Genomic DNA, 25,657 nt, shown 5'->3' on the forward strand with positions numbered 1-25,657 from the left:
CTGGCTCTGGCTCTGGCTCTGGCTCTGGCTCTGGCTCTGGCTCTGGCTCTGGCTCTGGCTCTGGCAGGACAGTCTCGACCTCGGCGCGGCCAACTTCCACCTCTGACGCGCTATTTTCGGTTTGAGACTCAAGCTCGGTCGACTCGCTGGTCACTTGCTCAGCCGATGGCTGAGGCGGAACAGGCTCTTTCGATTCGGCAAAGTCCAGATCGACACTCTGGTGTTCCTCCTGAGTCTCGTTTGTTGTCTCGGCCTGTGACGCCTGAGGCATGGTCGAAGCTTTTTCTTTAAGCTTGAGCGCCTCATCACGTTCCTCTTTTGCCAGCCGCTGCGCCCGGTTATAGAGGAAAATACCCGCTGCAACCAACAGGATTATGACCAGGATTTTAAACATCTTCGTCCACCATTTATTGAGTGCCGGGCCAACTGGCAGCCCTATTTCATGATTTTGGCACTCCGCCAAAACCACCCCTCTCTGCACAGAGTTTAACCGATATTAATAGAGTATCGTCTTAGTATAAATCAAGTATTTATGCTTTTTCCTCCCGGTTTGAGACGCATTTTGCGAGTGAAACTCGGTCTGTGAAGCTCAATCTGCCATTAACAACGCCAAAACTGGTACACTCTATGAGTTTTGATCCCAAGAATGGCAAACAAGGATTCAGATGCAAAAGTTACTGATAGTGGCGCATGCCAGCCCTTATGGCACAGAAAAGTTATTCAACACTCTGCGTATCGCCCTGGCGCTGAAAGACCAGGAGCAGACCGAAGTAGAACTCAAAATCTTCCTGATGTCGGATGCTGTCTTTGGGGCAGTCAAAGGCCAAAATACCCCGGATCTCAGCTACAACCTGCAGCAGATGTTTGAAATCCTCACCGCCCAGGGTGTGCCCCTATTGTTGTGCAAGACCTGTGTTGAAGCTCGCGGCGTAGTGGCCGAAATGCTACTCGATGGTGCTGCCATTGGCACACTCGGAGACCTGAGCCGCTGGACCCTGGAAGCCGACAAGGTTATCCATATCTAGGGTTAAGTTGAGATTTGACCTTGGGTGTGCATAAAGCTTCATTTTGTGCGCACCTTCATAATTCCTGCCACTGTCTTTGAATCCCCCCTAGCCTCAGGACTAAGATGACCATAGTTGAGTTATTTACTAAGGTAAGGCTATGGAACTGCTGCAAGGAAAACTGCTGACCGAATTCCGCACTGTTTCTGCCATGGTGTGGATCTACTGCCGTGACCATCATCCCAGAGCCGACGATGGCAGCCTCTGCCCCGACTGTCAGGCCTTGATGGAGTACGCTCACACTCGCCTCGACCGCTGCCCCTACGGTGAAAGCAAGCCCACCTGCAACAAATGCCCAGTACACTGCTATAAGCCGGAACCCAAAGAGCAGATGCGTCAGGTCATGCGTTACGCCGGCCCCAGAATGCTGTTGAGTCACCCTATCCTGGCACTGCGTCACCTCTGGTGCGAACGCAAAGCCGCGCCCGCAAAGCCGCCGAAGGACGCCTCCAACCGCCATAAGCGCATGCAAGACGCCAAAAACTAATTATTTTTTGTTGCACCCCAAAAGCGGCTGAGATATGTATGTCGTTAAGGGGGACGGATGACTGAATTCAGCGACATTTTTACCCAAGCTTACTGGTGGCTATCGCTACTTGGCGGCCTGCATTGCCTGGCGCTATCCCTCTACGCCCACTTTGCCCCTCAGGGCAACGCTAATCAACAGCGGCTATTAACCGCACTTTTTGCCATAATGGCGCTCTATTTCTTTACCGGCCTATTCAATCGCGACAATACCCCGGCGCCTATCCACCTGTTATTTTTGCTACTGCTGCCACTGTACTTCCTGTTAATGCCGGCCTTGTATCAATATCTGAAACTGCAACTCAGGCCAGCTGCGAGCCCGAAGTTACCTCTTAAACATCTGTTGCCATCCATGTTCGCCATGCTTCTGGTCGTGTTGTTGTGGCTGTTCAATCCCAGCCTGATCACAGGCTTGGCCTTGCTCGGTTATCAGCCCAGCCTGAACTGGGGTTCACTAGTGTTACCTTTATTGCTACTAATGCAAACGGCCCTGTATCTGGTGTTGGTACTGCAGTTGATGAAACGTCACTATCAAGCTCCGAATGAATTAGACAGCCGTTTACAACAGCTGGGCAACCACTGGCTACTGATCTTGACCCTGACACTGATCCTCACTTGGTTGGTACGCAATATTGCCGTGCTCTTGACCCTGTTTTTCGGCGATCAATTTTCGGTTGTGGCTCAGGCTGTTCCGAGACTGGCACTACTGCTGACCCTCTATCTGCTGGCCATCTACGGCCTCAATCAGCTCACCCGCGCCGCCTATCTGCGCGAACACAGCCCCCGTAACGCATCAATGCCCAAACAGCCTCTCGATAAAGAGGAGCTGGATTTTCTCAATGAGATACTGCACGAAAAAAAAGAGAAGTAACATCGCCCAGACTGTGACCTTTACGTTAATCTAAAGCGGCTTTTAATAACAAAAACAAAGGAACAGAGATGGGATTGCGTAGCAGTTACAGCCTGCTGGCCCTGTGCCTTGTCGGTATGGGAACCCAGGCCTTGGCCGCAGAGCGGCAGCATAAAATAACCAACCAGGACTTTTTCGAGATAGCCAACATGGGCCAGGTAGCGCTCAGCCCAGACGCAAAAATGGCCGCCTGGTTGGAGTCCCGCTGGGACAAAAATCTGGATAAGGCTCAGAAAGACATCTGGCTGGTCGACAGCAAGAGCCGCCAAAGCAAACGTCTGACCTTCAGTAACGAGAGTGAAAGCGCCATCAGTTGGAGTCCCGATGGCCAATATATCTACTTCCTCAGCAGCCGCGGCGATGCCGAGCAACCGGCGCCCTTCAACGCCAAAGCGCAAATTTACCGGCTCTCAATTCAGGGCGGTGAAGCCGTCCCCATCACTCAGGAGGCCGATGGCGTCAAGAGTTACCAGTTGAGTAATGACGGCAGCCAACTCTATTTCCTGAGCCATAAGACCCTGACAGATAAAGATCCCTGGGCCGGTATGCGCGCCACCCACCAAGGTCCAGAGTATGGCCACGGCAGTCGCGAAACCAACCCCCTTTACCGCCTCGATCTGAACCATTTCCGCAAACAGTTGTTATTGGATGATGACAAGGTCGTTTGGGAGTTCAGCGTCAGCCATGATGGCAACAAACTGGCGCGGATCACCACAGAAGACAATGAACTGGTCAATCTGGAAGGCGGGTCCCAAGTAGAAGTCTTCGATATCAAAAACGCCACCAATCATGTTCTGGCAGACAAGCGTTGGCGTGAACAGGCGCCCTCTCCTTACGGTTGGTTACTGGGGCTGAGTTGGGCCGAGGACAACCGCCGCCTCGCCTTCAGAATCGACTTCGATGGGCATCCCGGCAACCTGTTTATCAGTGATACCAGTCAACCCAAGCAGGCACCTTTGAGTGTTAAACGCCAGGGTGATATGACTCTCAGCGGCGGCGATATCCGTTGGCGACCGGGCAGTGAAGAGATCTGCTATCGCGGCGCCGATCATGCGCTGGTACGCCTCTACTGCACCGAAATCAATGACTTGGAACAGGGCGATACCCGAACTCTGCTGCAGGATGATACCGTCATCGGCAGCTACAGTTTCAGTCACAACGGCAAGCAACTGGCGTTCAGCCATAACGGCCTAGATCACTTCTACGATCTGTTTATCGCCAACGCCGAGAAGCGCAAAGCACCGACCAAACGCCTAACCCATATCAATCCGCAAACCGATTCCTGGCTGCTGCCACAACTGAGCATAGTCAAGTGGCAAGCCGCCGATGGCACACAAGTTGAAGGCATACTGGAATTACCACCCGGCTACCGCAAAGCCGATGGCCCGCTGCCGCTTGTCGTGCAAATTCACGGCGGCCCCACTGCCGCCACCCCATTTGCACTGCAACACAGATCCTATGGCCGTGCGACTTTTGCCGCCAACGGCTGGGCCTTGTTGTCACCCAACTACCGTGGCTCTACTGGCTATGGCGACAAGTTCCTCACTGACCTAGTGGGCCATGAACACGAAATTGAGGTAAACGACATCATGGCCGGGGTAGACAAGCTGATTGCCGAGGGCCTGGTCGATGCCGACAAGTTAGCGGTCATGGGCTGGAGCAACGGCGGCTATCTGACCAATGCACTTATTGCCAGTAGCGACAGATTCAAGGCTGCCAGTTCTGGGGCCGGGGTGTTCGATCAGCGCCTGCAATGGATGCTGGAAGATACGCCCGGACATGTGGTCAACTTTATGCAGGGCTTGCCATGGGAAAAACCCGAGGCCTATAACCATGGCTCATCGCTGACACAGGCTGACAAGATAAAGACCCCGACACTTATCCATATCGGAGAGAAAGACGCCAGGGTGCCTTTGGGCCACGCCCAGGGGCTATATCGCGCCCTCAGGCATTACCTGAATGTGCCGGTGGAACTGATTACTTACCCGGGTGAAGGCCATGGTTTGAACAGCTACAAGCACAGGCAAGCCAAGATGGACTGGGATCAGGCCTGGTTTGAACATTATGTTCTCGGCAAACCCTTGCCATAGCCTAGCGGCGCAGTCATAGAAACCGGGTTAACTGAGCTCTAGTTAACTGAGCTTTAGTTAACTGAACTTTGGCTGACATTTACTCTAAAAAGCGCCATCATAGGCGCTTTTTTAGCCTTCAACCCTGTATTTTTAGCGCCGGACAAGTAAGCTCAAGAGTACCCGTAGGTATCTAGTCTCTCATTGAAGGAGAGCTTAAGACTCTCAATTTGGAGGTTCATCATGAAAGCCCTTTCAAATACCTTGTTTGCCCTCTTCGCCTTGCTGAGCAGTCTGCTGCTGATCCCGACTGCCAGTGCCAATGACAACTACAGCAATGCCATAGCCACCTTTAAACAAGCCAGTGAAACCCATAAATTCTTCGACTCCGCCTATGGTTACGCCATATTTCCCACTGTCGGCAAGGGAGGCCTGGGCATAGGGGCGGCCTATGGTAAGGGGCGTGTCTATCGCGGCGGCGTCTATACCGGTGACTCGAGCATGACTCAGGTCTCCATCGGTTTTCAAATCGGTGGTCAGGCCTACAGCGAGATTATTTTCTTCAAGGATGCACAGGCCTACCGCGACTTTACCAGCGGCAGCTTTGAGTTCGGCGCCCAGGCTTCTGCCGTAGCCATCAATGCCGGTGCCAACGCTCAGGCCGGTACCACAGGTAACTCGGCCGGAGCGGGCCAATCCGGCGGCAGTCAGGCTGCCAAAGCTGCCTATATCAACGGCATGGCGGTATTTACCGCCGCCAAGGGTGGCCTCATGGTCGAAGCCGCGCTGGCCGGACAGTCATTTACCTTCGAGGCGCAATAGGCTGATTGGCGAGGCGGCTCAGGCCGCCTCAGCCATTAACCCGTTTTATTCATGTCCCCATGGTGCCGGTGGCGGCGTCACCTCGTTGCTCAAATTGAATTGCAACAGAAAGTCTCGGTTTTCCCGGGTCAGGCGATAACTGAAGTTCTGCTGATCCAACCCCAGATGCCAAACATTGGTGACCGACTGCGCCAGACCATGCTGTTTGAAGTTGGCAATGGAAAATTCATCGACCGGAAAAGACTGCCAGGACTCGCTTCCCGGACTGCGACTGTCGCCACCATACTGAGTCACAGCATCTTCGCTGCCATCCTGATGACGATGATCATGCTTGAGCCTAAGACCATCGGCGGTCTTGCTGATCACCCAGGTGCGGGATCTGTCCTCTCCCACATGTAGTGGAATACGGATCTCAGTTTTTGAACATTGGCGCACATGCATCACCAACGGCTGGCCCGTGAAACCATCGCCGATACTGCCTCCCTTGATCAACTCACCACTGTAGGCCTTACCGCACAAACCGGATAATCGGTTAAAAAACTGCTCGGCAGCGGTCAACTCCTGCCCCTGTACCGACGTTGTCAGTAATAAGGCCGCCATCAATCCCCATCGTTTCATTATTCTTGTTCCTTCCTGATTAAATGAACGACTATAACGATGTAGTTTGAAACCAAACTGAATCCCTACAACAAATACTCACAGTAAGCAAGTAACAAAGTCACAACGGCTCACTTCCGAAATTCTTTCACTATATTACTTGAGTAAATTCACACCCTGAGTATAAAAATAGCCCTTCATTAATTTCATTTAAAGAAATATGGATTTTTCACCTGACTAAATTTAGGAAGCAATTCATGTTTAAAATAATTAACTATTTCTCAATGTGATCTTAATCTTGGCAATATCCCCACAATGAATTCATAGTAATGTCTCAGCAGTGTGGGGACAGCTAGATGAAAATTGACAGCCTTAATTACAACCAATTAAAAGTTTTACTCTCGGTATATAAACATGGCCAAGGAAGCTTGGCAGCAGCCGAACTAGGCATATCAAGTTGCGCCGTCACCCGTACACTAAATGCGCTACGTGATGTTTTTATGGACTCTTTATTTGTCCGTAAATCAAATGGGCTAATCCCAACTCAAAAAACGGAAGAATTAATTCCACATGCAAAATTATTGGTGGAACAATATCAGTTACTTGAAAGACAACATTCCGTGTTTTCACCAAGCCAATCAGGCGGTCATTTTGTTATCAGAGCCTATGATGAATTTGTCTATGCCGTCCATAAAGTCATAGATAACTATATTCTTCCCGAAGCGCCAAACTTACGTTTTGATGTTCGGACTCTAAGCCATGACTGCAGTAATGAGCTCATTGGCGGCGGCGTCGATTTCGTCGTGGTTTATGAAGGCTTCGACGATGCCAGACTCAACTATGAAATCTTCTCTGAGACAGGTGACATCTACATTCTGGCCAGAAAGGACCATCCGGTGCTGGCCGAATCTATGTCGCTGGAACACCTGTCACACTACCCGCTACTGGAAATCGACAATTACAACGACCTCACCTGCCCTTTGCTGGTGAATCTTTGCCGAGACAACGGCCTGCAGATGGATGTCGCCGGCTATACCGACAGTGTCGCCACCGCGATGCAGATCCTTGCCGAGTCGGACAGTATCACACTCAGCTGCAATCAATTTACTCGCAAGTTCGTCGATATGATCCCCGCAGTGAGTTATCGAAGATTAACTGACAACATGATTGAAAATATAAAAGAAATTCGTAGCGAACATCGTACGGTAGGTAATTATATCCTTTATGGAAATATAAATAATTCCCCGGCTTTCAACTGGGTGAAATCAAAACTCGTTTATGGACTAGAACGAGAATGGCGTTTGGCTGCGGCCACATAAGATATAAATCACAAGTGAAACAAGAGGTATCCAATGGAGTTCACATTATTTTGTATAGCGGCCTATGCCGCGTATCTGGTTTATAAAAAACCAGAAAAAGAGAAACTAGCAGACAAACTGCTTTTCGGTTGCATAGGGATGAGTTTCTTTATTTGGATCATGATGTCCTGGGGCGTTTTACTTCCAGTCGGTAACTACTAAAGAGTCATTATGAAAGAGCATATTTTCAACAAGTTGGCATCCTTCGCCGCTATTGTCATCATGGCCTTACCTGTAGGTATTGCCTGTTTCTTTTTCGGATTTATTCTGCTGGATAATCCCTGCGCATTTTGCTGGCAAGAACGTACGGCAATGATTCTGGTGGCACTGACCGCTCTGTATATTGTGCGCTTTGGTCTCAAGCCTAAATATATTGCCGCGCTGGTTTGGCTGGGTATCTACGGTGCCTTTATGTCATCAGTGCATACCTCTTTCAACCTGGCCAGCGATATCGGCCAAGGCTTCTCGCTGAAGATCATGGGCGCCCACACTTACACTTGGGCACTGCTGGTCTTTATCGTGGTGCTGGTTGTGGTAGCTCTGCTGATGCTGACCCTGGGTAATAAATTTCCCAACAATGCCTATGGAACCAAGCCTCTGGACTCTCTGCCTAAATTCGCCTGCGGCGTATTCCTGGTAGTGATTGCCGGCAACATAGTGCAAGCCTTTACCCAAACCGGTCCTATCCCCTTCGTCGGTCAGGACAGTCCAGGCCGCGTATCCTTCAATCCCAAGTTCATGAGCTGGGAACTGGATCACTGGCCAACCTATGCTCCTAATGCCCGTGGTGCTTACGCCATCAGCAACCCGGACATGGATACCTGGAACAAGACGCCAGCATTATTTGCCTCGGCTCCCGAAGCCAGACTGCTGAGTCAGACACCACTGCCTGAAGCGATTTCCGGTCGAGTGACTGCCATCGACTACCAACCTGAAAGCCAGATCTATGCACTGACCACTTCAGACAACTGGGTCTACATTCTCGACAAGCAATTCAAACTGCTCACTCAGGCACAAATCGACGGCATGTATATGCTGCACATTGAAACCTTAAGCGGCGTTAGCTTTACCTCAGCCAACAGCCTGCTGGTAATGGGTTTCAACAAGGCTTGGGCCGAGCTGGTTCTGGATCCTGCACAAAACTGGGAAATGAACTATCGCCGCTTCAACCAGAGCAACGACGGCATTGGTGAAACTGCCCGTGGTCAGTTCAGCACTGTCAGAGCCAAGACCAGCTATAGCCTGGCGCTGGGTTACAGCAAGGCGCTGGATCAGTATGTGACTGTTACTACTCGCGATGAACTGAATGAAAACCTGGTGGTATCCCGTTTCGACAAGGGTGACATGACACTGTCTGCCGAAGCCAATTTCAAAGGACTGGAAGGCAAGGCTCTGCCACAACTGACAGGTATCAGCGTCGATGATGAGCAAGCCTGGCTGCTCAACACGGATGCCAGTGAAGTGCTGCAACTTAACCTGCTCACAGGCGAAGTCTACTCAGGCGTGAAACTACCTGGTACTGACAACCCACAAGGCTTACTGGTTCGCGACGGTCAACTGCTGACTGTTAGCCAAATCAACGGCCGTAACCAACTGCAAACCTTTGTAATGTAACGCACCTTAGCTCCGGGGGAGTTTTCCCCCGGGGTAACGCCGGGAAACCGGCACAATAAAGGCCCTTGGGCCAACAATCATAACGGACTCAAGGTCCAAATTATGGTGAGTGATGACTATGAAAATCAATAGACGCACATTTCTACAGGGAGCCGGAGCCACAGCCGTGCTTTCGTCCCTGTCAGGGTTGACTCCCGGCGTAGCCAACGCCAAAGAGGCGGGAGCCAATTCAGGATTATTAGCCAAGCGCAATGGTAAAGTCGTGTACCATAGCTGTCTGCGTAACTGTGCTGCCCGCTGTTTGCTCAAGTTCCGAGTTCAGGATGGCCGAATGACTTACGTCACCGGCGCCGAGGAACAGGCCAAGACCGGCAAGGCTCCCTGCCTTAAAGGGCAAAGCTACGTGCAATACACCTATGCCCCCGACCGTATCCTGCACCCCATGGAGCGGGTCGGTAAGAAGGGTGAAGGCAAATGGCGCCGGATCACCTGGGACGAAGCCTACAGCAAAATTGCCAGCCGCTTTAAGCAGATCATCGATGAACATGGTTCTGAAGCGATTCTGCCCTATAGCTACTCAGGCAACTATGGTGCCATCGGCATGTCGGCCTCCGGCGAACGTTTCTGGAACCGTATCGGCTCCTCCATTTTGGAACGTAAGGTATGTACCTACGCCGCCTACGACGGTCTCAAGTCGCTCTACGGCACTTTCCTTGGCCCGGATCCTGAAGATGTAGTACTCAGTGACGTCTATTTGAACTGGGGACACGACGAAGTGGTCTCCAACACCATAGCCATCAAACTTATCAACGAAGCCAGGGATCGCGGTACCAAAATACTGGCGGTCAACCCACAGCGCACACCGCTATGTTCCCAGGCCGATATCTACCTGCAGCCTCGCCCCAGCACAGACGTACAACTGTGTGCCGGTATCATGAAGTATCTGGTAGAAAAAGATCTCGTTAATCATAAGTTTATTGCCGAGCAGACCATAGGCTACGATGAGTTGCTCAAGCGCCTCGATGAAATCAGCTACGATGAAGTCGAAGCGATTACCGGAGTGCCCAGAGCCAAGATGTTCGAGTTCGCCCAGGTGCTGGGTGAAAACGAAAAGACCATGCTGCGTATGGGTTACGGTTTCCAACGTAACTTCAACGGCGGCCGTATGGCCCGCGCGGTTGCCATGCTGCTCGCGGTCACAGGCAACTTCGGTAAACGCGGTAACGGTCTTATCTATGACAACGTTCATGCGGGCGGTGGTTTGAACCAATATCAAGCCAGCGGCAAATATATGCGTCCGAATCCGGATGCCCAGCGCATCAATATGACTGAGCTGGCCAAGGCGTTGCACCCAACTAACCCAACCAGCCACGATAAGCCCAGTAAGCCTATCCACGGGATGATCATCTATAACGGTAACCCTGTGGTTGTCGCGCCAGATACCAATGCGGTCATCGAGGGAATGAAGCGCGAAGATCTGTTTGTTGTCGGTCACGACATGGTGATGACTGACTCACTGCAGTATTGCGACATCATAGTCCCAGCCGCCAGCCAGTTTGAAACCGATGATATTGTCGGCGACTACCATGGCTACTATGTGCAGGTATGCCAGAAGGTGATCGAGCCTCTGGGTGAGTGTAAGTGTAACTGGACCTTCTTCCGCGAATTGGGTCAGGCAATGGGCTTTGAAGATCCTGCCTTCCAGGCCAGCAACGATGACATCATTCACGAGCTGCTGGATACAGATTCACCTTACTATAAAGGGGTGACTTACGACCGCTTGATGAAAGAGAAGTACATCAAGCTGGACATTCCTCAACCTGTATTGGCCGACGGTAAATATGAAACTCCAAGCGGCAAAATTGAGTTCAGTTCACAATTGATGGCCGATGCCGGTTTCCACCCAGTACTGGATTGGGGCCTGCCAGAGGATGAGATGGAACCCAAAGAGCGCGAGTTGCCATTCCGCTTACTCTCTTCCGGGGTACCACAGCGGGTTAACAGCTCCTTCTACAACGTGAAATATATCCGCGCCATCCCAGCCTACTACGTCAAAATCAACCCCAAAGATGCCCAGCAATACGGCATTGTCAACAACGACACAGTCAAACTCAGCAACCACAGAGGCGAAGCTAAATTTGTTGCCATGGTCACCACAGGTGTGCCAGAGGGCTCACTGATGACCCCTAAGTGTAACTGGCTCAGACTCAACCCCAACGGCACCGATGGCTGCACCAACTCGTTGACCACAGATAAATTGACCGATATGGGCGGTTGCTCGGCCTACCACTCAACCCGTGTGGCACTGGCCAAAGTTTGAAGGAGATCCTCATGGAAAATAAACATCAACTCGGATTCGTCTTCAGACAGGAAAACTGTGTCGGCTGCCAGGCCTGCACCATAGCCTGCCAGATCCACAATGAACTGCCGGAAGACGTGCGCTTTCGCAAGGTAGACCGTTACGAAGTCAAACGCAACGACGGCATGGTAGACGTGTGGCTCAGTCACTCCTGCATGCATTGCGGTAACCCGGCTTGTCTCATGGTGTGTCCGTCTCAAGCCTATACAGTGCGTGACGATGGCCTGGTAGTACTGGATCGCGAGAAGTGTACCGGTTGCGGCCTGTGTGTCAGCGCCTGTCCTTATGATGCGGTAGTCATGCTGAAAACCGATGGTAAGGCTGCCAAGTGCAACATGTGTATTGAGCTTATCGATCAGGGACTCAAGCCCGCCTGTGTCGACGGTTGTCCGGTCAAGTGTCTGGATACCGACAGAATACAGCAGGTATTGGCCCAGAAACCTTCTGCCAGCAAGCAAGGCGTAGGTTACGGCGACTGCATCACCAAGCCCAATATGGTCATCATCAAGGAGCGACCATGACACACCTCGACCTCGGTCCGGTCGCCAACGGCTATCAGGCCTTGAAGGGGATGTTGTTTACCCCTTCGAGCCCTGAGTCGCTCAAGCGGCTTATCGACTGGCTGGAGCAGGAGCAGCGCTACCCAGAGCTGCTTCAGGAAGCCAAACAGTGGCAATCAGAGCCTCTGGAACTTGAGTGTGACTTCAACCGTATGTGTATCGGCCCCACCAAATTGCTGGTGCCACCCTATGAATCTGTCTACCGCGATGTCGGTCGACAGTTGAATACGGACCGTACCATGAAAGTCGCCGATTTCTATCAACAGCTGGGACTGGTGATAGATACCAGGTTCAACGAACCGGCGGACTACATAGGCAATGAGCTGGAATTTCTGTTTTGTGCTGAGGCCCTGCGCCATCAGCAGCAAAACGAAGATCCGGCCGCGGCCGATGAGTTGGAACAGTTGGCGCAAGTCTTCCTCGAGCAACATCTTGGCACCTGGTATCAGACGTTTACTGAAGGGATCTGCCAACATGCGCAGCTGGATTTCTGGCGCTGCTATGCCCAGGTACTGGAAGACTTCCTCACTTCCAGACTGAAGAATTCCGGGGTCGACACTCCGACTGCAAAGCATCATTAAGATGTTTAAGGATTTGACATGAAAAGTTTGAATGCCTTTATCTCAGGTGCTGTGGCCTTAGTATTCAGCTTACCGCTGCTGGCCGCCGACACTCTGACACCCGAGCCACAACAGTGGCAACCGATACAGGAAGTGGCCATTCAGGGCGATATTCCCGAACTCAGAGGCATGCCAGAGCACGCCCAGTTCCCGGATGCACTGCCGCCAGTCAATCAAGGGTATCTCGATACTCTGGCGCCAGCCTCCTGGTGGGCCGACCTCCTGAGCTACAGCTTCTTTGGCATGATAGTGCTGCTGGCACTGTTCGTGGCCATCAATGGTAAAGCCAAGCTGAGTCAGGGCTTTTCCGGCAAAAAGATCGACCGTTGGAGTGGCATGGATGTGCTGGTGCACTGGGTGGGCGCCATCGCCTGTCTGCTGCTGATCATCACAGGCCTTGTCATGGTTGCTGGTCGCTTCTGGCTGGAACCCAACATGGGCGCCTCCCACTGGACCGGCTTTGTCGGTACTTCAGTAGCCCTGCACGACCTGATGGCCTTCCCCTTCATCTTGGGATGGGTGGTCATGGTGGTCAAATGGGCCGGAAAACAGCTGCCTGAAGCCTGTGATATCGGCTGGCTCAAAGTCGTTGGTGGCTACCTGAACTTCGGTCCCTTCAAGGGCAAGCATCCGGATGCAGGTTTCGCCAACGCAGGTGAAAAACTCTGGTTCTGGTGTTTCGCCTTGTTCGGTGCCCTGATGGTCGGCTCGGGTCTGGTGCTCATGTTCCCAAGCCTAGTGGCCACCAAAGACGGTGCAAATCTGGCATTGATCCTCCACCTTGTCAGTGCTTTTGTGCTCGGCGCCTTTACCGTAGTGCATATCTATATGGCCACAGTGATCTCTGAAGGCGGTATGGAATGTATGCTCAGCGGCAAGTGTGACGAAAACTGGGCGAAACAGCACCACAATCTCTGGTACAAAAGCCTCTCCAAAGGCAAATAACTCCCACACCCTCCTCCTGCTCCCGGAGGAGGGTTTTCCAAGTTAAATGATGAACACTACGGCCCTGACGGGTCGGGGATCACTATACCCAAATGAGGGACAAACAGATGAGAGCATCTACCCTGTGTTTACTCGGTTGTGCCTTGCCGCTGACAGCAATGGCAACAGACAATAATAGCGATAACAATTGGCAAGAACTCGACCAACGGCTAAAGCGCCTAGAACAGCAACAAGCCACTCCAAGTGCCCAAAACACCAGCGTCAGCCTTTATGGTTCACTGCGTCCTACCCTAGTTTACAGCGACAGCGACCTCACAGATGAGTGGGATGTGGGCGATGCCCTGTCACGTATTGGCGTCAAAGGCCGCACCGAATTCGCCCCCGGCTGGGCCTTGCTGGCTCAGGGGGAATGGAAAATCAACCTCAATGGTGATGGCAGCTTCGGCGATGCCCGGCTGGCATTTGCCGGGGTGGATTCCCCCTATGGTCAACTCAGTTTTGGCCGCCAACGGCCGGTGCAGTATACCCTGGTGGCCGAATACACAGACATATTCAACAACGCCAACAGCCCGTTTGCCTACAATCAGGAAAGCCCCTTCTTCGCCGATAACCTGGCGCTATATCAATTCAAACTGCAGCACTTCACCCTGATGGCCTCGGCACGCTTCGATGGAGAAGCCAACAACAGCGGCGCCGATGCTATCAACGCCGGTCTGGGATTCGACTGGCAGGGCTTACACCTGGGGGTCAGCTATCTGGAGCAAGACAACTACGAAGGTGAGCTAAAGACCGGCAAAGATAAGACCAGCGCCGCCGCTGTGGCCTACAGCTTCGACAACGGTATCTATCTGGCGCTCGCCTACCAGTATAAAGACTATCAATTGACAGGCAGCGAAGACCGGGATGGCAGCACCCTGGATGCGGCACTGGCGATCCCGCTGTGGCAGGATTACAAACTCAAGCTGGGTTACTTCCGCTTCGATGATGGACTGGAGTCCGATATCAGCTTGGATTATCAGGGCTTCAACACCACACTGGAGTGGAACCCTGCCAGCAATGTACGCCTGCACCTTGAATATCTGCAGCAAGACAACGAACAACGTGCTACTGACAAGAGCATTGCCTTCGGCATTCGCTACGACTTCGATCTGAACTGGAAAGGCTAACCCGCTAACCAGACTCCCTCCAGAAGAGGCCGGCTCCGGCCTCTTCTATTCCGCGCACTTCATGGAGTTAGCAATAAATGGGATTTAAGAAATCACTCGTGGCCTCTATGGTCACTTTGGTCGTCCTCAGCCTGTTGATCTCAAACTGGCTCTCCTATATCCAAATCAAAGAGGCCACCATCACAGGGGTCAACGACAAACTCATCAACGTTACCCGCAATGAGGCGACCAGAGTCATTACCTGGTTTGACGCCAAAGCCCAGGCAATGGAGCAACTGGCTCAGCACTATCACCTGGGGAGCTATCTGGACAACTATGCCAACATCGCACGTCTCACCACAGATCTCACCGGAGTCGCCCGCATCTACTTCGGCTTCGATGACGGCAGCGCCTATTCCACAGAAACCAGTGATAAGTGGTTTAACGGCAAGGCGATTCCAGGGAAATACGACCCCAGGACGCGCCCTTGGTACCAACAAGGGAAGGCCACCAACCAGCTCGATGTCACCGATATCTATACCGATGATGGCACCGGCAACGAAGTAATCTCTATCTTACGAAACTTGGGCGATGGCGTGGTCCTGGGCGACATTGAGCTCACCTACCTTCATGAGGTGGTTAGCGCGATAGATTACCCGGGGGCGGTGGCCCTGATCATGGATCAGACAGGTAAAGTGCTGGCTTCAGAGTCTCCCAAATTGGTTACCGGTAGCCACTTTACCGATTTTGGCCTCCCCCAAGTGGAACAGAAGCTGCTTAGCAATGATGAGATGATGCAGGAATATAATATCGATGGCATTGATAAGCTCGCCTTCTCGAAAGCAATTCCCTTGGTCAGTGGCAAACGCTGGTATCTATTCATCAGCGTGGATAAGTCGAGCGCCTATGCCGTGGTGGATCAGGCACTGAGAAACGCCGTCATCTCCTCCGCCATTATGTTGCTGTGTGCCATCACTATCCTGCTCGGGGTACTTTCTTTGATCTACCGTCCTATCTTGTCTCTCAAGGAGATGGTCACCGAGTTATCGAAAGGCAATGGCGATCTCACCAAACGGCTCGAGATACACAGCCAAGATGATCTGGGACAAATTTCCCAGGGGATCAATCAGTTTATCGCTAACCTGCAAGCCATGATGCAGGAAGTCATGCAGGCCTCGACACACATCTCAGGCGGTGTCGAACGGCTTGAGACGGAAACCGAGACCAATCGCCAGATATTGTCGGCGCACACCAGAGAAACGGAACAGATTGTCGCGGCGGTAGAAGAGATGAGCGCCACAGCCAACGATGTCGCCCAAAATGGCAGTACAACCGCTTCCTTTACTCAGTTGACCAACGAACAGGCTCTGGCATCTAAACAAGTGGTTGCCGAGGCGACCGAAACGGTCAATCGTCTGGTCAGGGAAGTCGAGGATACTGCAGAGCAGATAGGTCAAATAGACCGGGACACCACCAATATCACTCAGGTGTTGAAGGTCATCGGTGATATCGCGGATCAAACCAACCTACTGGCGCTCAATGCAGCCATTGAGGCGGCGCGGGCCGGCGAGCAGGGACGAGGATTCGCCGTGGTAGCCGATGAAGTGAGGGCTCTGGCGGCGCGGACCCAAGACAGTACCGCAGAAATTGAGGTGACGCTGAACAATCTCAGAGAGGCATCCAATAGTGCGATCCACTCGATGGAGAGAACCAAACAGACCTGCTTGGAAACGGCCAAAACCACAGAGAGAGTCGCCACAGATCTCGATACCATAGGCGGGTCTGTCAATCAGATTAACGACCTCAATACCCAGATAGCCACTGCCGCCGAAGAACAAAGCTCGGTCTCGGCGGAGATCACTCGTAACATGAGCGCTATCTGCGAAATGGCCAACGAGCTGGCTCGCAGCGGAGAATCCAGCCGTAACGAAACCGCCAACCTGGCCACCGCCAACCAACAGCTGGAACAGATTGTGGGGCAATTTAAACTCAGTTAAATCAGTAGAACACGGGGGCTTTCACCCGAAGCCCCCTTTCCCAACGGTGACTGAAACAAAGCCTTAAACAAGGTTTAGTGTAAAACCGGTTCGGTTGTACTCGCTTAGTCAAACCAACGCTTCAGCGTCTGATCGGCTTCCTGTTTCACCTCGGCGTTCACATAAAGACTCACCATGGCGAGTGCCGCCGCCAAAGCACCGAGATCATCACTGAAACCCACTAACGGGGTCAGATCCGGAATCGCATCCAAAGGAGTAATAAAATAAGCTAAGGCACCAAAGATCGCGGCCTTGGCCCATTTGGGGGTATCTGGCCTCTGGGCGGCGTAATATAGCCAGAGCGCCTTCTGGACGACCTCCCGCCCCGCCTGCTTGGCGTAATCTTTGAGCTTGGCCCAAAAACCGCTATCACTGTATTGCTCTTGTTCCATCTCATCTCCACTCGATGTGTTTTAATGGTTCCCTCAATGTTCCTTGCCTGACTAGCTCTCGTCAATGTTGATGACTCAAATATGCGAATGTCTCTCAGCTTGGACTGAAAGTCGTTCGCCGCCTTAGGACAAGGGTGAATAATGCAATAATCACCAACCACTTTTGCCGTTTGCGCAGCAAAATTAAAGGGTTTTTTAAAAATACGAAAAAATGAAATATTTATTCAAATTAGCGCTCACGGTGCGCATAATTACTCAATCAACATTTAAATTCAATCTTTTTGAAATAAACCAGAACCTCAATGCCGATAGAGAAACAGCCATAAGCTATTAAAACAATTAAATTTTAAATATCGCTGATACAGTTTTTTACAACTAATTAGAACTATGACTCAGCTCATATTTTTATTTTTTGCCCAGATATAAACTCGCCAATAAGTTATCAAAAGTGCTTTTCTCTAAACGTAACGGAGTTGTATATGAAGAGAAAGTCCAAAATCATGGCGCATATAAGGCGTACCCGACATATCATGATGCCTACCCATCGTGATTATTTTGACCACTCTTTCTTTTTCCCTGCCACCGCCCTCTCCAACTAATGGGGATAGGCTGCTCCGCGCATCCATCTCCTTAGTATCCCCAATACATACAATTAGTTGCTTTTACTCGGCCGGTAATATCCTGCACGCGTAACGGTAAGGCTTTCTTATACCTTTTCTCTGGCGAAGCATTCGTCATGGTATCTCTACGCCTTACATAAATATCGCTGCTTGAATATATCAGCCCAGGGCTGACTTTATCTAAATTTTAATGTTGGAATTTATTTTTCCGATACGAGCCCTGCTGAATTTTTTAAATAAGGTTATTTTATGAAATCATTAAAAATTGCAGCAAGTTTATCTGTTCGCTCTTGTTTTGATACTGAAAGAGAAGTTGTCAACGTATTAACTACCGACTTTTGCGATATTGGTGCCGTGGTTGTTTCAGTCACAGATGTGAATAACGGCATAGTCGACAAAATCAATAACACAGGCCTGAAACTGCCGATCTTCGTTGCCGTATGTTGTGAAGAAGCCTTTCCCGATGATATCTGCTCTTCCATTACCGGCGTATTTGAGCTTTGCGCCAGCAGCAGTACCGCATTTTACGGCAAACAGGTAGAAACCGCGCTCAATAAATATGAGCAGGCGCTGCTGCCACCTTTCTTCGGCACGCTGAAAAAGTATGTCGATATGGGTAACTCTACCTTTGCCTGCCCAGGACACCAAGGCGGCCAGTTCTTCCGTAAGCACCCGGTTGGTCGCCAGTTTTTTGATTTCTTTGGCGAAACAGTATTCCGCGCTGACATGTGTAACGCCGACGTCAGACTGGGCGACCTGCTGATCCACGAAGGCGCCCCCTGTGATGCCCAGAAGCATGCCGCCAAGGTATTCAATGCCGACAAGACTTACTTTGTCCTCAACGGCACTTCAGCCTCCAACAAGGTGGTGTGTAATGCACTGCTGACCAAGGGCGATCTGGTACTGTTTGACCGCAACAACCATAAGTCAAACCACCACGGCGCGCTGATCCAGGCCGGAGCTACCCCGGTTTATCTGGAAACGGCCCGTAACCCCTTCGGCTTTATCGGCGGTATCGATGCCCATTGTTTCAGCGAAAACTATCTGCGCGAAGAAGTCCGCAAGGTTGACCCCAGCCGCGCCGATGCCAAACGCCCCTTCCGCCTGGCGGTGATCCAGCTGGGTACCTACGACGGCACCATATATAACGCCCGTCAGGTCGTGGACAAGATAGGTCACCTGTGTGACTACATACTGTTTGACTCCGCCTGGGTGGGCTATGAGCAGTTTATCCCCATGATGAACGACTGTTCACCGCTGTTGCTGGAGCTGAGCGCAGAAGATCCGGGGATCCTGGTGACCCAGTCGGTACACAAACAACAGGCCGGTTTCTCACAAACCTCGCAAATCCACAAGAAAGACAGCCATATCAAGGGCCAGGACAGATACTGCAACCATAAACGTTTCAACAACGCCTTTATGTTGCACGCCTCCACCAGCCCCTTCTACCCGCTGTTTGCCGCACTGGATGTCAACGCCAAGATGCACGAAGGCGCCAGTGGCCGCTTCCTATGGCGTGAGGCGGTGAAAGCCGGTATCGAAGCCCGTAAACTGCTGCTGAAAAAGTGCAAATATATCAAGCCGTTCATTCCGCCAATGATAGAAGGTACCCCATGGCAGGATCATGAAACCGAACAGATGGCCGATGACCTGCGCTTCTTCGAATTCGAACCCGGTCAGAAATGGCATGCCTTCGAGGGATATGAGAAAGGCCAATACTTCGTCGACCCTTGTAAGTTCCTGCTGACGACTCCGGGTATCGATGCCGAAACCGGCAAGTACACCAACTTCGGTATTCCGGCGACGATTCTGGCCAACTTCCTGCGTGAAAATAACATCATTCCGGAGAAGTGCGACCTCAACTCGATTCTGTTCCTGATCACCCCGGCCGAAAACATGGCCAAGATGCAGCATCTGGTATCTCAGATTGCCCGCTTCGAGAAGCTGGTCGATGAAGATGCGCCGCTGTCTGAAGTGCTGCCCAATGTCTACAACGCCAACAAGGAACGCTATCAGGGTTACACCATACGCCAGCTGTGTCAGGAGATGCATGATCTCTATGTCAGCCATGATGTAAAACAGCTGCAAAAAGAGATGTTCCGTCAGGCCCACTTCCCCAAAGCCGTGATGAACCCACAGGAAGCCAACATAGAGTTTATCCGCGGTAATGTGGAGCTGGTGCCCCTGTCACAGATAGAGGGTCGCATCGCGGCCGAAGGCGCCCTGCCTTACCCACCGGGAGTGCTCTGTGTAGTTCCCGGCGAGATCTGGGGTGGCGCGGTTCAACGTTACTTCCTCGCCCTGGAAGAAGGGATCAATCTGCTGCCGGGGTTCTCACCTGAGCTGCAGGGCGTGTATCTGGAACAAACCCCTGAAGGCCGACAACAAGCCATGGGCTATGTCCTGAAAGCTTAACCATAAGCGGCGGGGCATGGCGCCCCGCCACCTGGCAACATGACTTAGGTAAATAATTATGAGCAAAGCAAATAATAAAATTGGCGTGGTTCAGTTAACCATACTCACCATAGTGAACATGATGGGCTCGGGTATCATTATGCTGCCAACCCAGCTGGCTCAGGTGGGAACGATTTCAGTGCTGTCCTGGTTGGTGACAGCGGCGGGTTCAACGGCATTGGCCTACGCCTTTGCCAAGTGCGGTATGTTCAGCAAAAAATCCGGTGGTATGGGCGGTTATGCCGAGTACGCCTTCGGTCGCAGTGGCAACTTTATGGCCAACTATACCTATGCGGTATCTCTGTTGATCGCCAACGTGGCCATCGCGATTTCCGCTGTGGGTTATGGTGCCGTGCTGTTCGGTGTCGAACTCAGCCCCATCGCTATCTGTCTGTCCACCATAGGTGTGCTCTGGTTGGCCACAGTGGCTAACTTCGGTGGCGCCCGCATCACAGGTCAGGTATCCAGTATCACAGTGTGGGGGATTATCATTCCGGTTATCGGGGTATCTATCATAGGTTGGTACTGGTTCGACTTTGACCTGTACAAGGCGGCCTGGAACCCCCACGACATGCCATTCTTCAAGGCTCTGGGTGGTTCAATCGCCATGACACTGTGGGCTTTCCTGGGATTGGAATCTGCCTGTGCCAACTCTGAAGCAGTAGAGAACCCAGAGAAAAACGTGCCTATCGCGGTAATGGGCGGCACCATAGGTGCAGCGGTTATCTACATCATCTCTACCAATGTGATCGCCGGTATTGTACCCAACGGAGAGCTGGCGCTGTCCAATGCACCTTTCGGTCTGGCCTTTGCGCAAATGTTCAACCCCACCATCGGTTCCATCGTCATGGCCTGCGCCATCATCTCTTGTACCGGTTCCCTGCTGGGTTGGCAGTTCACCATCGCCCAGGTGTTCAAGTCATCTGCCGATGAAGGTTTCTTCCCTAAAGCCTTCTCCAAGGTAACCAAGAAAGACGCCCCGGTCGTCGGCATGCTGATCATCGTTTCGGTACAAACCGTACTGTCACTGATGACCATCAGCCCCTCACTGAGCAAACAGTTTGAGGCGCTGGTTAACCTGGCCGTGGTCACCAACATCATCCCTTATATCCTTTCCATGGCTGCTCTGGGTGTGATGCAAAAACAATTGAATATCCCTGTAAAACAAGCCCGAATTGCCAACTTTATGGCCGTAATTGGTGCCCTGTATAGCTTCTATGCCCTCTATAGCTCAGGGGAAACCGCCGTGATGCTGGGGTCTATTGCCACCTTCTTCGGTTGGACCCTGTTCGGCGTCATCTCCAACAAAAATGCCAAACAGCAATTGAAACACGCTTAAAGGCTTACGGGCGCGCACTCCCCGGCGTGCGCGCCCACCCCAAATTAAATCAATAACAACATTGGATGAGGTGGACTATGAACAAGACAATACTGGCGCTGGCAATCCCTGCGCTGCTGCTCTGCGGCTCAGCCCGGGCAATCGAGCTGTACAAGGATGACAGCAATAGCTTTGGCATCAGCGGCTGGCTGGGTTTCGCCGCCTACAATGATGGCCACGAGACCTCAGTGATTGACGACACATCAAGGATACGTTTGAGCTTCGAGCGTAAAGAGCGCAACGGCTGGACCGCCTATGCCGTCACCGAATGGGGCATCAACATGGTCACTAGTGATGACAATCTGGTGCTACAGGGCGGCAGACTCGCCGCAGAGAAAACCGATGACTTCCTCAACAACCGCCTGGGTTATGTCGGCCTGTCCCACGATACCTGGGGTAGCCTGACCTTCGGGAAGCAGTGGGGCGCCTATTATGACGTGGCCGGTACCACAGACTTACCCAATGTCGTGGCCGGTTATGCCGTCGGTGCTTACACCTTCGGTGATGGTGGTCTGACGGGTACCGGGCGCGCCGATGCCGCATTCCAGTACCGCAATGACTTTGGCCCGCTGCATCTGGCACTGCAATACGCCGCCAAGCAAGATGGTGAGGTCTCGGTACAGGACAGCAACGGCGAACCACTGGCCAACTCTGAACTGGACTTTGATTCCAGCTACGGTGCCAGCCTGACCTACAGCGTCACTGACAAGTTCAAACTGCTGGCTGGCTTCAACCGTGGTGATATCGATGGCCACCTGGAAGGTACCGAACTCAAGGTGACCAACCAGATAGTAGGCATAGGTGCCATGTATGGCGACTATTATCACTATGCACCCAACCGTGAAGCCAGCGGTTTGTATGTGGGTTTCAACGCCCACAAGAGTGACAACAACGAACTGGTTGGCGGTGAACTGTACGACGCCACCGGCGCCGAGCTGATGGTGGCCTACCAATACGACAACGGCTTTGTGCCCATTGCCATGTTGAGCTACCTGGATCTGGATACAGATCAGCACAGCGCCATTCAAGGGAACTGGCGTCGCCAGTTTGCCATGCTGGGTCTGCACTATAGATACAGCAGAGACACTGTGATGTTCTTTGAGGCCAAGCTGGACTTCAGCGACATGGATGACCCGGCCGAAGATGCCGCCCAGGACAATAACTTCGCCGTGGGGATCAACTACTTCTTTTAACTGAACTTCTATAGCGGCACACTCCCGCTCCATTGCTGGCAGTACCCTTTTTGCCAGGCACGCTCGGCCACCCTGACCCCACTTCCTTCCAGGGTGGTTTTTTTTACTTGAAACCGAAAAGATTGGCGGGAGATATGCCCCCCAGGCTCCACTCAAAACGACCGGCATCATGGCGCATTTCTGGAAAGCTTAAGCCTAAACCGTTAGGATACTTGCCATCCCGCGGCTTCAGTGGACGCAGCCGCGCCAACGCAAAAAAGTAGCCAAGGTCATGCCCGCCAAACCATTATTCGCTTACTACCAGGATTGCTATAAGGAAGATTGTGTCGACCTTAATCTGTGGCACCTTGGCAAACTAAACCAGGAAGACAGGCTGTTTATTGAGGGCGAGGATTCGCTGCTTTCAGGTTTCCTGCCAAGACAGCCAATCGCCCAAGAAGCCGGGGCGCAACTCCTGCCCAGAATCGCCATGTACCAGCGCGAGCGCCAACTGCTTTACGTTTCCCATTTTGTGGTCGGCCAGTTAAAGGAAGAGGGGCAGACCCGCACTATACTCAGCCCTCTGGTTTTTAAAGAAGCCCAGTTGGAAGAGGATGACGGCAGCTTCTATGCTTCCCTCAAAGAGGGGGCACTGCAGATTAACGAACCCTTGCTGCGGCTGTTGCTGCCGGAAGACAGTATGGAAGCCGGCTTTGATGCCATCTTCGCTCCCGAGCGCCCCGACAGCTGGACCTCGCTGTTGAGCCAGAGCCACCAGAAAATAGATGCCCTGGGGCTGCTGGGATTCCCCAAACTGACAGGCTATGACAGCCTCGCCCGCCTGACCCGCAAGCGTAAGTTAACTCTGGTACCGGCATCGGCACTGGTGTTTCTGAAACGCCCCAGCGCCAGTCGCGGCATTCTGCATGAGATCTCTGCCATGATGAATGCGGCCGAACTCTCGGCGCCGCTGCAGAATCTGATGGGAACACAACTGCCACCCAAGGCCGAAGCCAAGCGCCGCCTCAAAAGCCAGTACCTGCCCTGCCTCTTGTCCCGGGCACAGCAGCAAGTGCTGGAGATTGGCGCCGGCCACAGTCTTGGCTGCGTTGTCGGGCCGCCGGGAACCGGCAAGAGTTATACCATAGCCGCCGTCGCGACCGAACATATGGCCCGGGGCGAGTCTGTGCTGATCGTTGCCAACAACGAACATGCGCTCGATGTCATTAACGACAAGCTTGAGAGTCAGTTCGGGCTCAAGGACATCAGCCTGCGGGCGGGACAAAAGGCCTTCCTGAAACAGCTGAAGGATTATCTCAGCAATCTGCTGGACGGCTATCATTCACTTGAGCACACACCCCCGCAGCAGTTGGAAAGCCAGCTCAATTTATTGAACCGGCAACTGGACAACTCAGAACGCCGGCTGCTGCGATTTTTACGCCGCGCCATCCGCCGCGGTCAAAGGCTGCACAAACTGGAGCGCTCACAGCGGCGCTGGTTGTTGCAGCTCTATCTTGCTCTGTTTGGCCACAGCATGGAAAACCTGAGCCAACATTGGGACACTCTGGATGAGTTGAACGATAGCCTGACAACCAAAGAGGCGCTGGCAGCCAAGTTGCTGCAAAATGTCAAAGCCAGCCGGGTCGCCGGCTTGCTGAACAACCACAGGCAACAGCTGCAAACTTTCAATCAAGCGATTCGTTCCCGCACCTCACAGCGGCAGTTTGCACTGTTCGATACCTTGGATTACCAGGTGTTGCAGCAGGCGTTTCCCATCTGGCTGGTGAGCCTCAACACCCTTCACAAGGTGTTGCCGTTGCAGCGGGAGCTATTCGATCTGGTTATCTTCGATGAAGCCAGCCAAAGCAATATCACCAGCGCCTTACCGGCACTGTTTCGGGCCAAACGGGCACTGGTCGTTGGCGATGGCAAGCAGCTCAGGCATATCTCTTTCCTGTCCCGCAGCAAAGAGCTGGCGTTGCAACAACTGCATGGCGTGTCCACAGCGCAATCCGGCATCTGCAGCTATCGCGATAAATCGATTTTGGATCTGGTGGCCGAGCAGATAGCCTCCCAGCAGCAGGTCGCCTTTCTCGATGAGCACTTTCGCAGCGCTCCCGAGCTTATCAGCTTCAGCAACTCGCAGTTTTATCAGCAGCGGCTGCGGATAATGCAGCACAGACCCTGTACCAGCAGCGGCCATCTGCATCTGCACTCAGTGATGGGCGAGCGCAGTGAACAGGGAGTCAACCAGGCTGAAATCAGTGCACTGTGCAACCTGATAAGGCAGCAGATAGACAGCTGCGAACAAGCGGGAATGACCAAGTCGCTGGGAGTGTTATCGCCTTTTAGGGCTCAGGCCGATGCGTTGGCCGATGCTTTGTTCAAACAGTTTTCCGCCACCGAGCTGGAAAAGTATCGCCTGCGGGCCGACACCCCCTTCGGTTTTCAGGGAGAGGAGCGCGACATTATGTATCTCTCCTTCGCCGTTGACCCACAGAGCAAGAGAGCCGCGGTATATCTCAACCGCGAAGATGTGTTCAATGTCGCCATTACCCGCGCCAGGGAACAACAGCACCTGTTTGTTTCGGTAGCGGCCCAAGAGCTGCCGAGCAACTCACTGCTGCGCCGCTATCTGGAATCCAGCCGTCAATTCAATGCTCGGCACAGGCAAAATGACCAGCTGGATCCGTTTCAGCGCCAGCTTTGTGACGCCTTGGCCGGGCACAATATCGAAACCTGGCCGGGCTATGAGATAGCCGGCACAGAGGTGGATATCCTCTGCCGCTGGCAGGGCGAGTATCTGGCGCTGGATCTCATCGGCTTTCCCGGCCCCTGGATGGACTTTTTTGAACTGGACACATACAAGATACTGCAGCGGGCCAAGGTGCCCATGTTGCCCATCAGCTATGGACTCTGGTTGAAGAATCCCAGTGCCTGTATCGAACGTATTCGTAGTAAGCTTGGCCAGGTAAGAACCTTATCCGGCGCAGAGACTTAGAGGTAGCCTCAGAGAA

General features: G+C 52.5%; 20 protein-coding genes and 1 pseudogene. 18 read left to right on the forward strand and 3 right to left on the reverse strand.

Annotated elements, in window-relative coordinates:
• Positions 1-394: pseudogene (locus CBE72_RS20290) on the reverse strand (hypothetical protein); the annotation flags it as partial.
• A 271-nt stretch (positions 395-665) separates the two neighbouring features.
• On the opposite strand from CBE72_RS20290, the gene CBE72_RS19045 reads away from it, so the two are divergent.
• From CBE72_RS19045 to CBE72_RS19065, 5 genes are all read left to right on the forward strand, one after another.
• Positions 666-1,025 carry a DsrE/DsrF/TusD sulfur relay family protein gene (locus CBE72_RS19045; RefSeq protein ID WP_100145832.1) on the forward strand — a complete coding sequence of 120 codons (360 nt, stop codon included), beginning with the start codon at positions 666-668 and terminating at the stop codon, positions 1,023-1,025.
• Between the two features lie 139 nt (positions 1,026-1,164).
• Positions 1,165-1,551, forward strand: coding sequence for a nitrous oxide-stimulated promoter family protein (locus CBE72_RS19050; protein ID WP_100145834.1), 387 nt, complete (start codon positions 1,165-1,167; stop codon positions 1,549-1,551).
• A 57-nt stretch (positions 1,552-1,608) separates the two neighbouring features.
• The gene (locus CBE72_RS19055; protein ID WP_100145836.1) at positions 1,609-2,460 is read left to right on the forward strand and encodes a hypothetical protein; all 852 of its coding nucleotides are present in this window, start codon (positions 1,609-1,611) and stop codon (positions 2,458-2,460) included.
• A 68-nt stretch (positions 2,461-2,528) separates the two neighbouring features.
• Positions 2,529-4,589: a S9 family peptidase gene (locus CBE72_RS19060; RefSeq protein WP_100145838.1), complete on the forward strand. Its 2,061-nt coding sequence runs from the start codon at positions 2,529-2,531 to the stop codon at positions 4,587-4,589.
• Between the two features lie 222 nt (positions 4,590-4,811).
• Positions 4,812-5,390 (forward strand): lipid-binding SYLF domain-containing protein, encoded by a 579-nt coding sequence (locus CBE72_RS19065; protein WP_100145839.1) that lies wholly within the window; start codon positions 4,812-4,814, stop codon positions 5,388-5,390.
• A 45-nt stretch (positions 5,391-5,435) separates the two neighbouring features.
• Here CBE72_RS19065 and CBE72_RS19070 read toward each other — a convergent pair whose 3' ends face one another.
• Positions 5,436-6,008 (reverse strand): hypothetical protein, encoded by a 573-nt coding sequence (locus tag CBE72_RS19070; RefSeq protein ID WP_157929116.1) that lies wholly within the window; start codon positions 6,006-6,008, stop codon positions 5,436-5,438.
• Positions 6,009-6,343: 335 nt separating this feature from the next.
• On the opposite strand from CBE72_RS19070, the gene CBE72_RS19075 reads away from it, so the two are divergent.
• The 8 genes from CBE72_RS19075 to CBE72_RS19110 all read left to right on the forward strand — a co-directional run bounded on the left by CBE72_RS19075 (position 6,344) and on the right by CBE72_RS19110 (position 16,585).
• The gene (locus CBE72_RS19075) at positions 6,344-7,306 is read left to right on the forward strand and encodes a LysR family transcriptional regulator (RefSeq protein WP_100145843.1); all 963 of its coding nucleotides are present in this window, start codon (positions 6,344-6,346) and stop codon (positions 7,304-7,306) included.
• Between the two features lie 210 nt (positions 7,307-7,516).
• Positions 7,517-8,959 (forward strand): disulfide bond formation protein B, encoded by a 1,443-nt coding sequence (locus CBE72_RS19080; RefSeq protein ID WP_100145845.1) that lies wholly within the window; start codon positions 7,517-7,519, stop codon positions 8,957-8,959.
• 118 nt (positions 8,960-9,077) lie between these two features.
• Positions 9,078-11,279 carry a molybdopterin-dependent oxidoreductase gene (locus CBE72_RS19085; RefSeq protein WP_100145847.1) on the forward strand — a complete coding sequence of 734 codons (2,202 nt, stop codon included), beginning with the start codon at positions 9,078-9,080 and terminating at the stop codon, positions 11,277-11,279.
• 11 nt (positions 11,280-11,290) lie between these two features.
• The gene (locus CBE72_RS19090; protein WP_039035838.1) at positions 11,291-11,839 is read left to right on the forward strand and encodes a 4Fe-4S dicluster domain-containing protein; all 549 of its coding nucleotides are present in this window, start codon (positions 11,291-11,293) and stop codon (positions 11,837-11,839) included.
• The gene (locus CBE72_RS19095) at positions 11,836-12,459 is read left to right on the forward strand and encodes a TorD/DmsD family molecular chaperone (RefSeq protein WP_100145849.1); all 624 of its coding nucleotides are present in this window, start codon (positions 11,836-11,838) and stop codon (positions 12,457-12,459) included. Before CBE72_RS19090 ends, CBE72_RS19095 begins: the two co-directional genes overlap by 4 nt.
• Positions 12,460-12,477: 18 nt before the next feature.
• Positions 12,478-13,443 (forward strand): formate dehydrogenase subunit gamma, encoded by a 966-nt coding sequence (locus CBE72_RS19100; RefSeq protein ID WP_100145851.1) that lies wholly within the window; start codon positions 12,478-12,480, stop codon positions 13,441-13,443.
• A 107-nt stretch (positions 13,444-13,550) separates the two neighbouring features.
• The gene (locus tag CBE72_RS19105; protein WP_100145853.1) at positions 13,551-14,609 is read left to right on the forward strand and encodes a porin; all 1,059 of its coding nucleotides are present in this window, start codon (positions 13,551-13,553) and stop codon (positions 14,607-14,609) included.
• Between the two features lie 77 nt (positions 14,610-14,686).
• A complete protein-coding gene (locus CBE72_RS19110; RefSeq protein WP_100145855.1) occupies positions 14,687-16,585 on the forward strand; it encodes a methyl-accepting chemotaxis protein in 1,899 nt (632 codons plus the stop codon).
• A 104-nt stretch (positions 16,586-16,689) separates the two neighbouring features.
• On the opposite strand, the gene CBE72_RS19115 is transcribed toward CBE72_RS19110, so the two are convergent.
• The gene (locus tag CBE72_RS19115; protein WP_039035843.1) at positions 16,690-17,016 is read right to left on the reverse strand and encodes a YkvA family protein; all 327 of its coding nucleotides are present in this window, start codon (positions 17,014-17,016) and stop codon (positions 16,690-16,692) included.
• Positions 17,017-17,516: 500 nt separating this feature from the next.
• On the opposite strand from CBE72_RS19115, the gene speFL reads away from it, so the two are divergent.
• From speFL to CBE72_RS19140, 5 genes are all read left to right on the forward strand, one after another.
• Entirely contained in the window at positions 17,517-17,615 is a 99-nt protein-coding gene (speFL, locus tag CBE72_RS20640; RefSeq protein WP_420876324.1) for a leader peptide SpeFL, read from the forward strand.
• Positions 17,616-17,885: 270 nt separating this feature from the next.
• Positions 17,886-20,051 (forward strand): ornithine decarboxylase SpeF, encoded by a 2,166-nt coding sequence (gene speF / locus CBE72_RS19125; protein WP_100145859.1) that lies wholly within the window; start codon positions 17,886-17,888, stop codon positions 20,049-20,051.
• 58 nt (positions 20,052-20,109) lie between these two features.
• Complete coding sequence (gene potE / locus CBE72_RS19130) at positions 20,110-21,429, forward strand: putrescine-ornithine antiporter (RefSeq protein ID WP_100145860.1); 1,320 nt, start codon at positions 20,110-20,112, stop codon at positions 21,427-21,429.
• Between the two features lie 77 nt (positions 21,430-21,506).
• Positions 21,507-22,661: a porin gene (locus CBE72_RS19135; protein WP_100145862.1), complete on the forward strand. Its 1,155-nt coding sequence runs from the start codon at positions 21,507-21,509 to the stop codon at positions 22,659-22,661.
• Positions 22,662-22,932: 271 nt separating this feature from the next.
• Positions 22,933-25,641 carry a DEAD/DEAH box helicase gene (locus CBE72_RS19140; protein ID WP_100145864.1) on the forward strand — a complete coding sequence of 903 codons (2,709 nt, stop codon included), beginning with the start codon at positions 22,933-22,935 and terminating at the stop codon, positions 25,639-25,641.
• Positions 25,642-25,657 lie beyond the last annotated feature (16 nt).

The organism is Shewanella carassii, from assembly GCF_002777975.1.
Classification (GTDB): domain Bacteria; phylum Pseudomonadota; class Gammaproteobacteria; order Enterobacterales; family Shewanellaceae; genus Shewanella; species Shewanella carassii.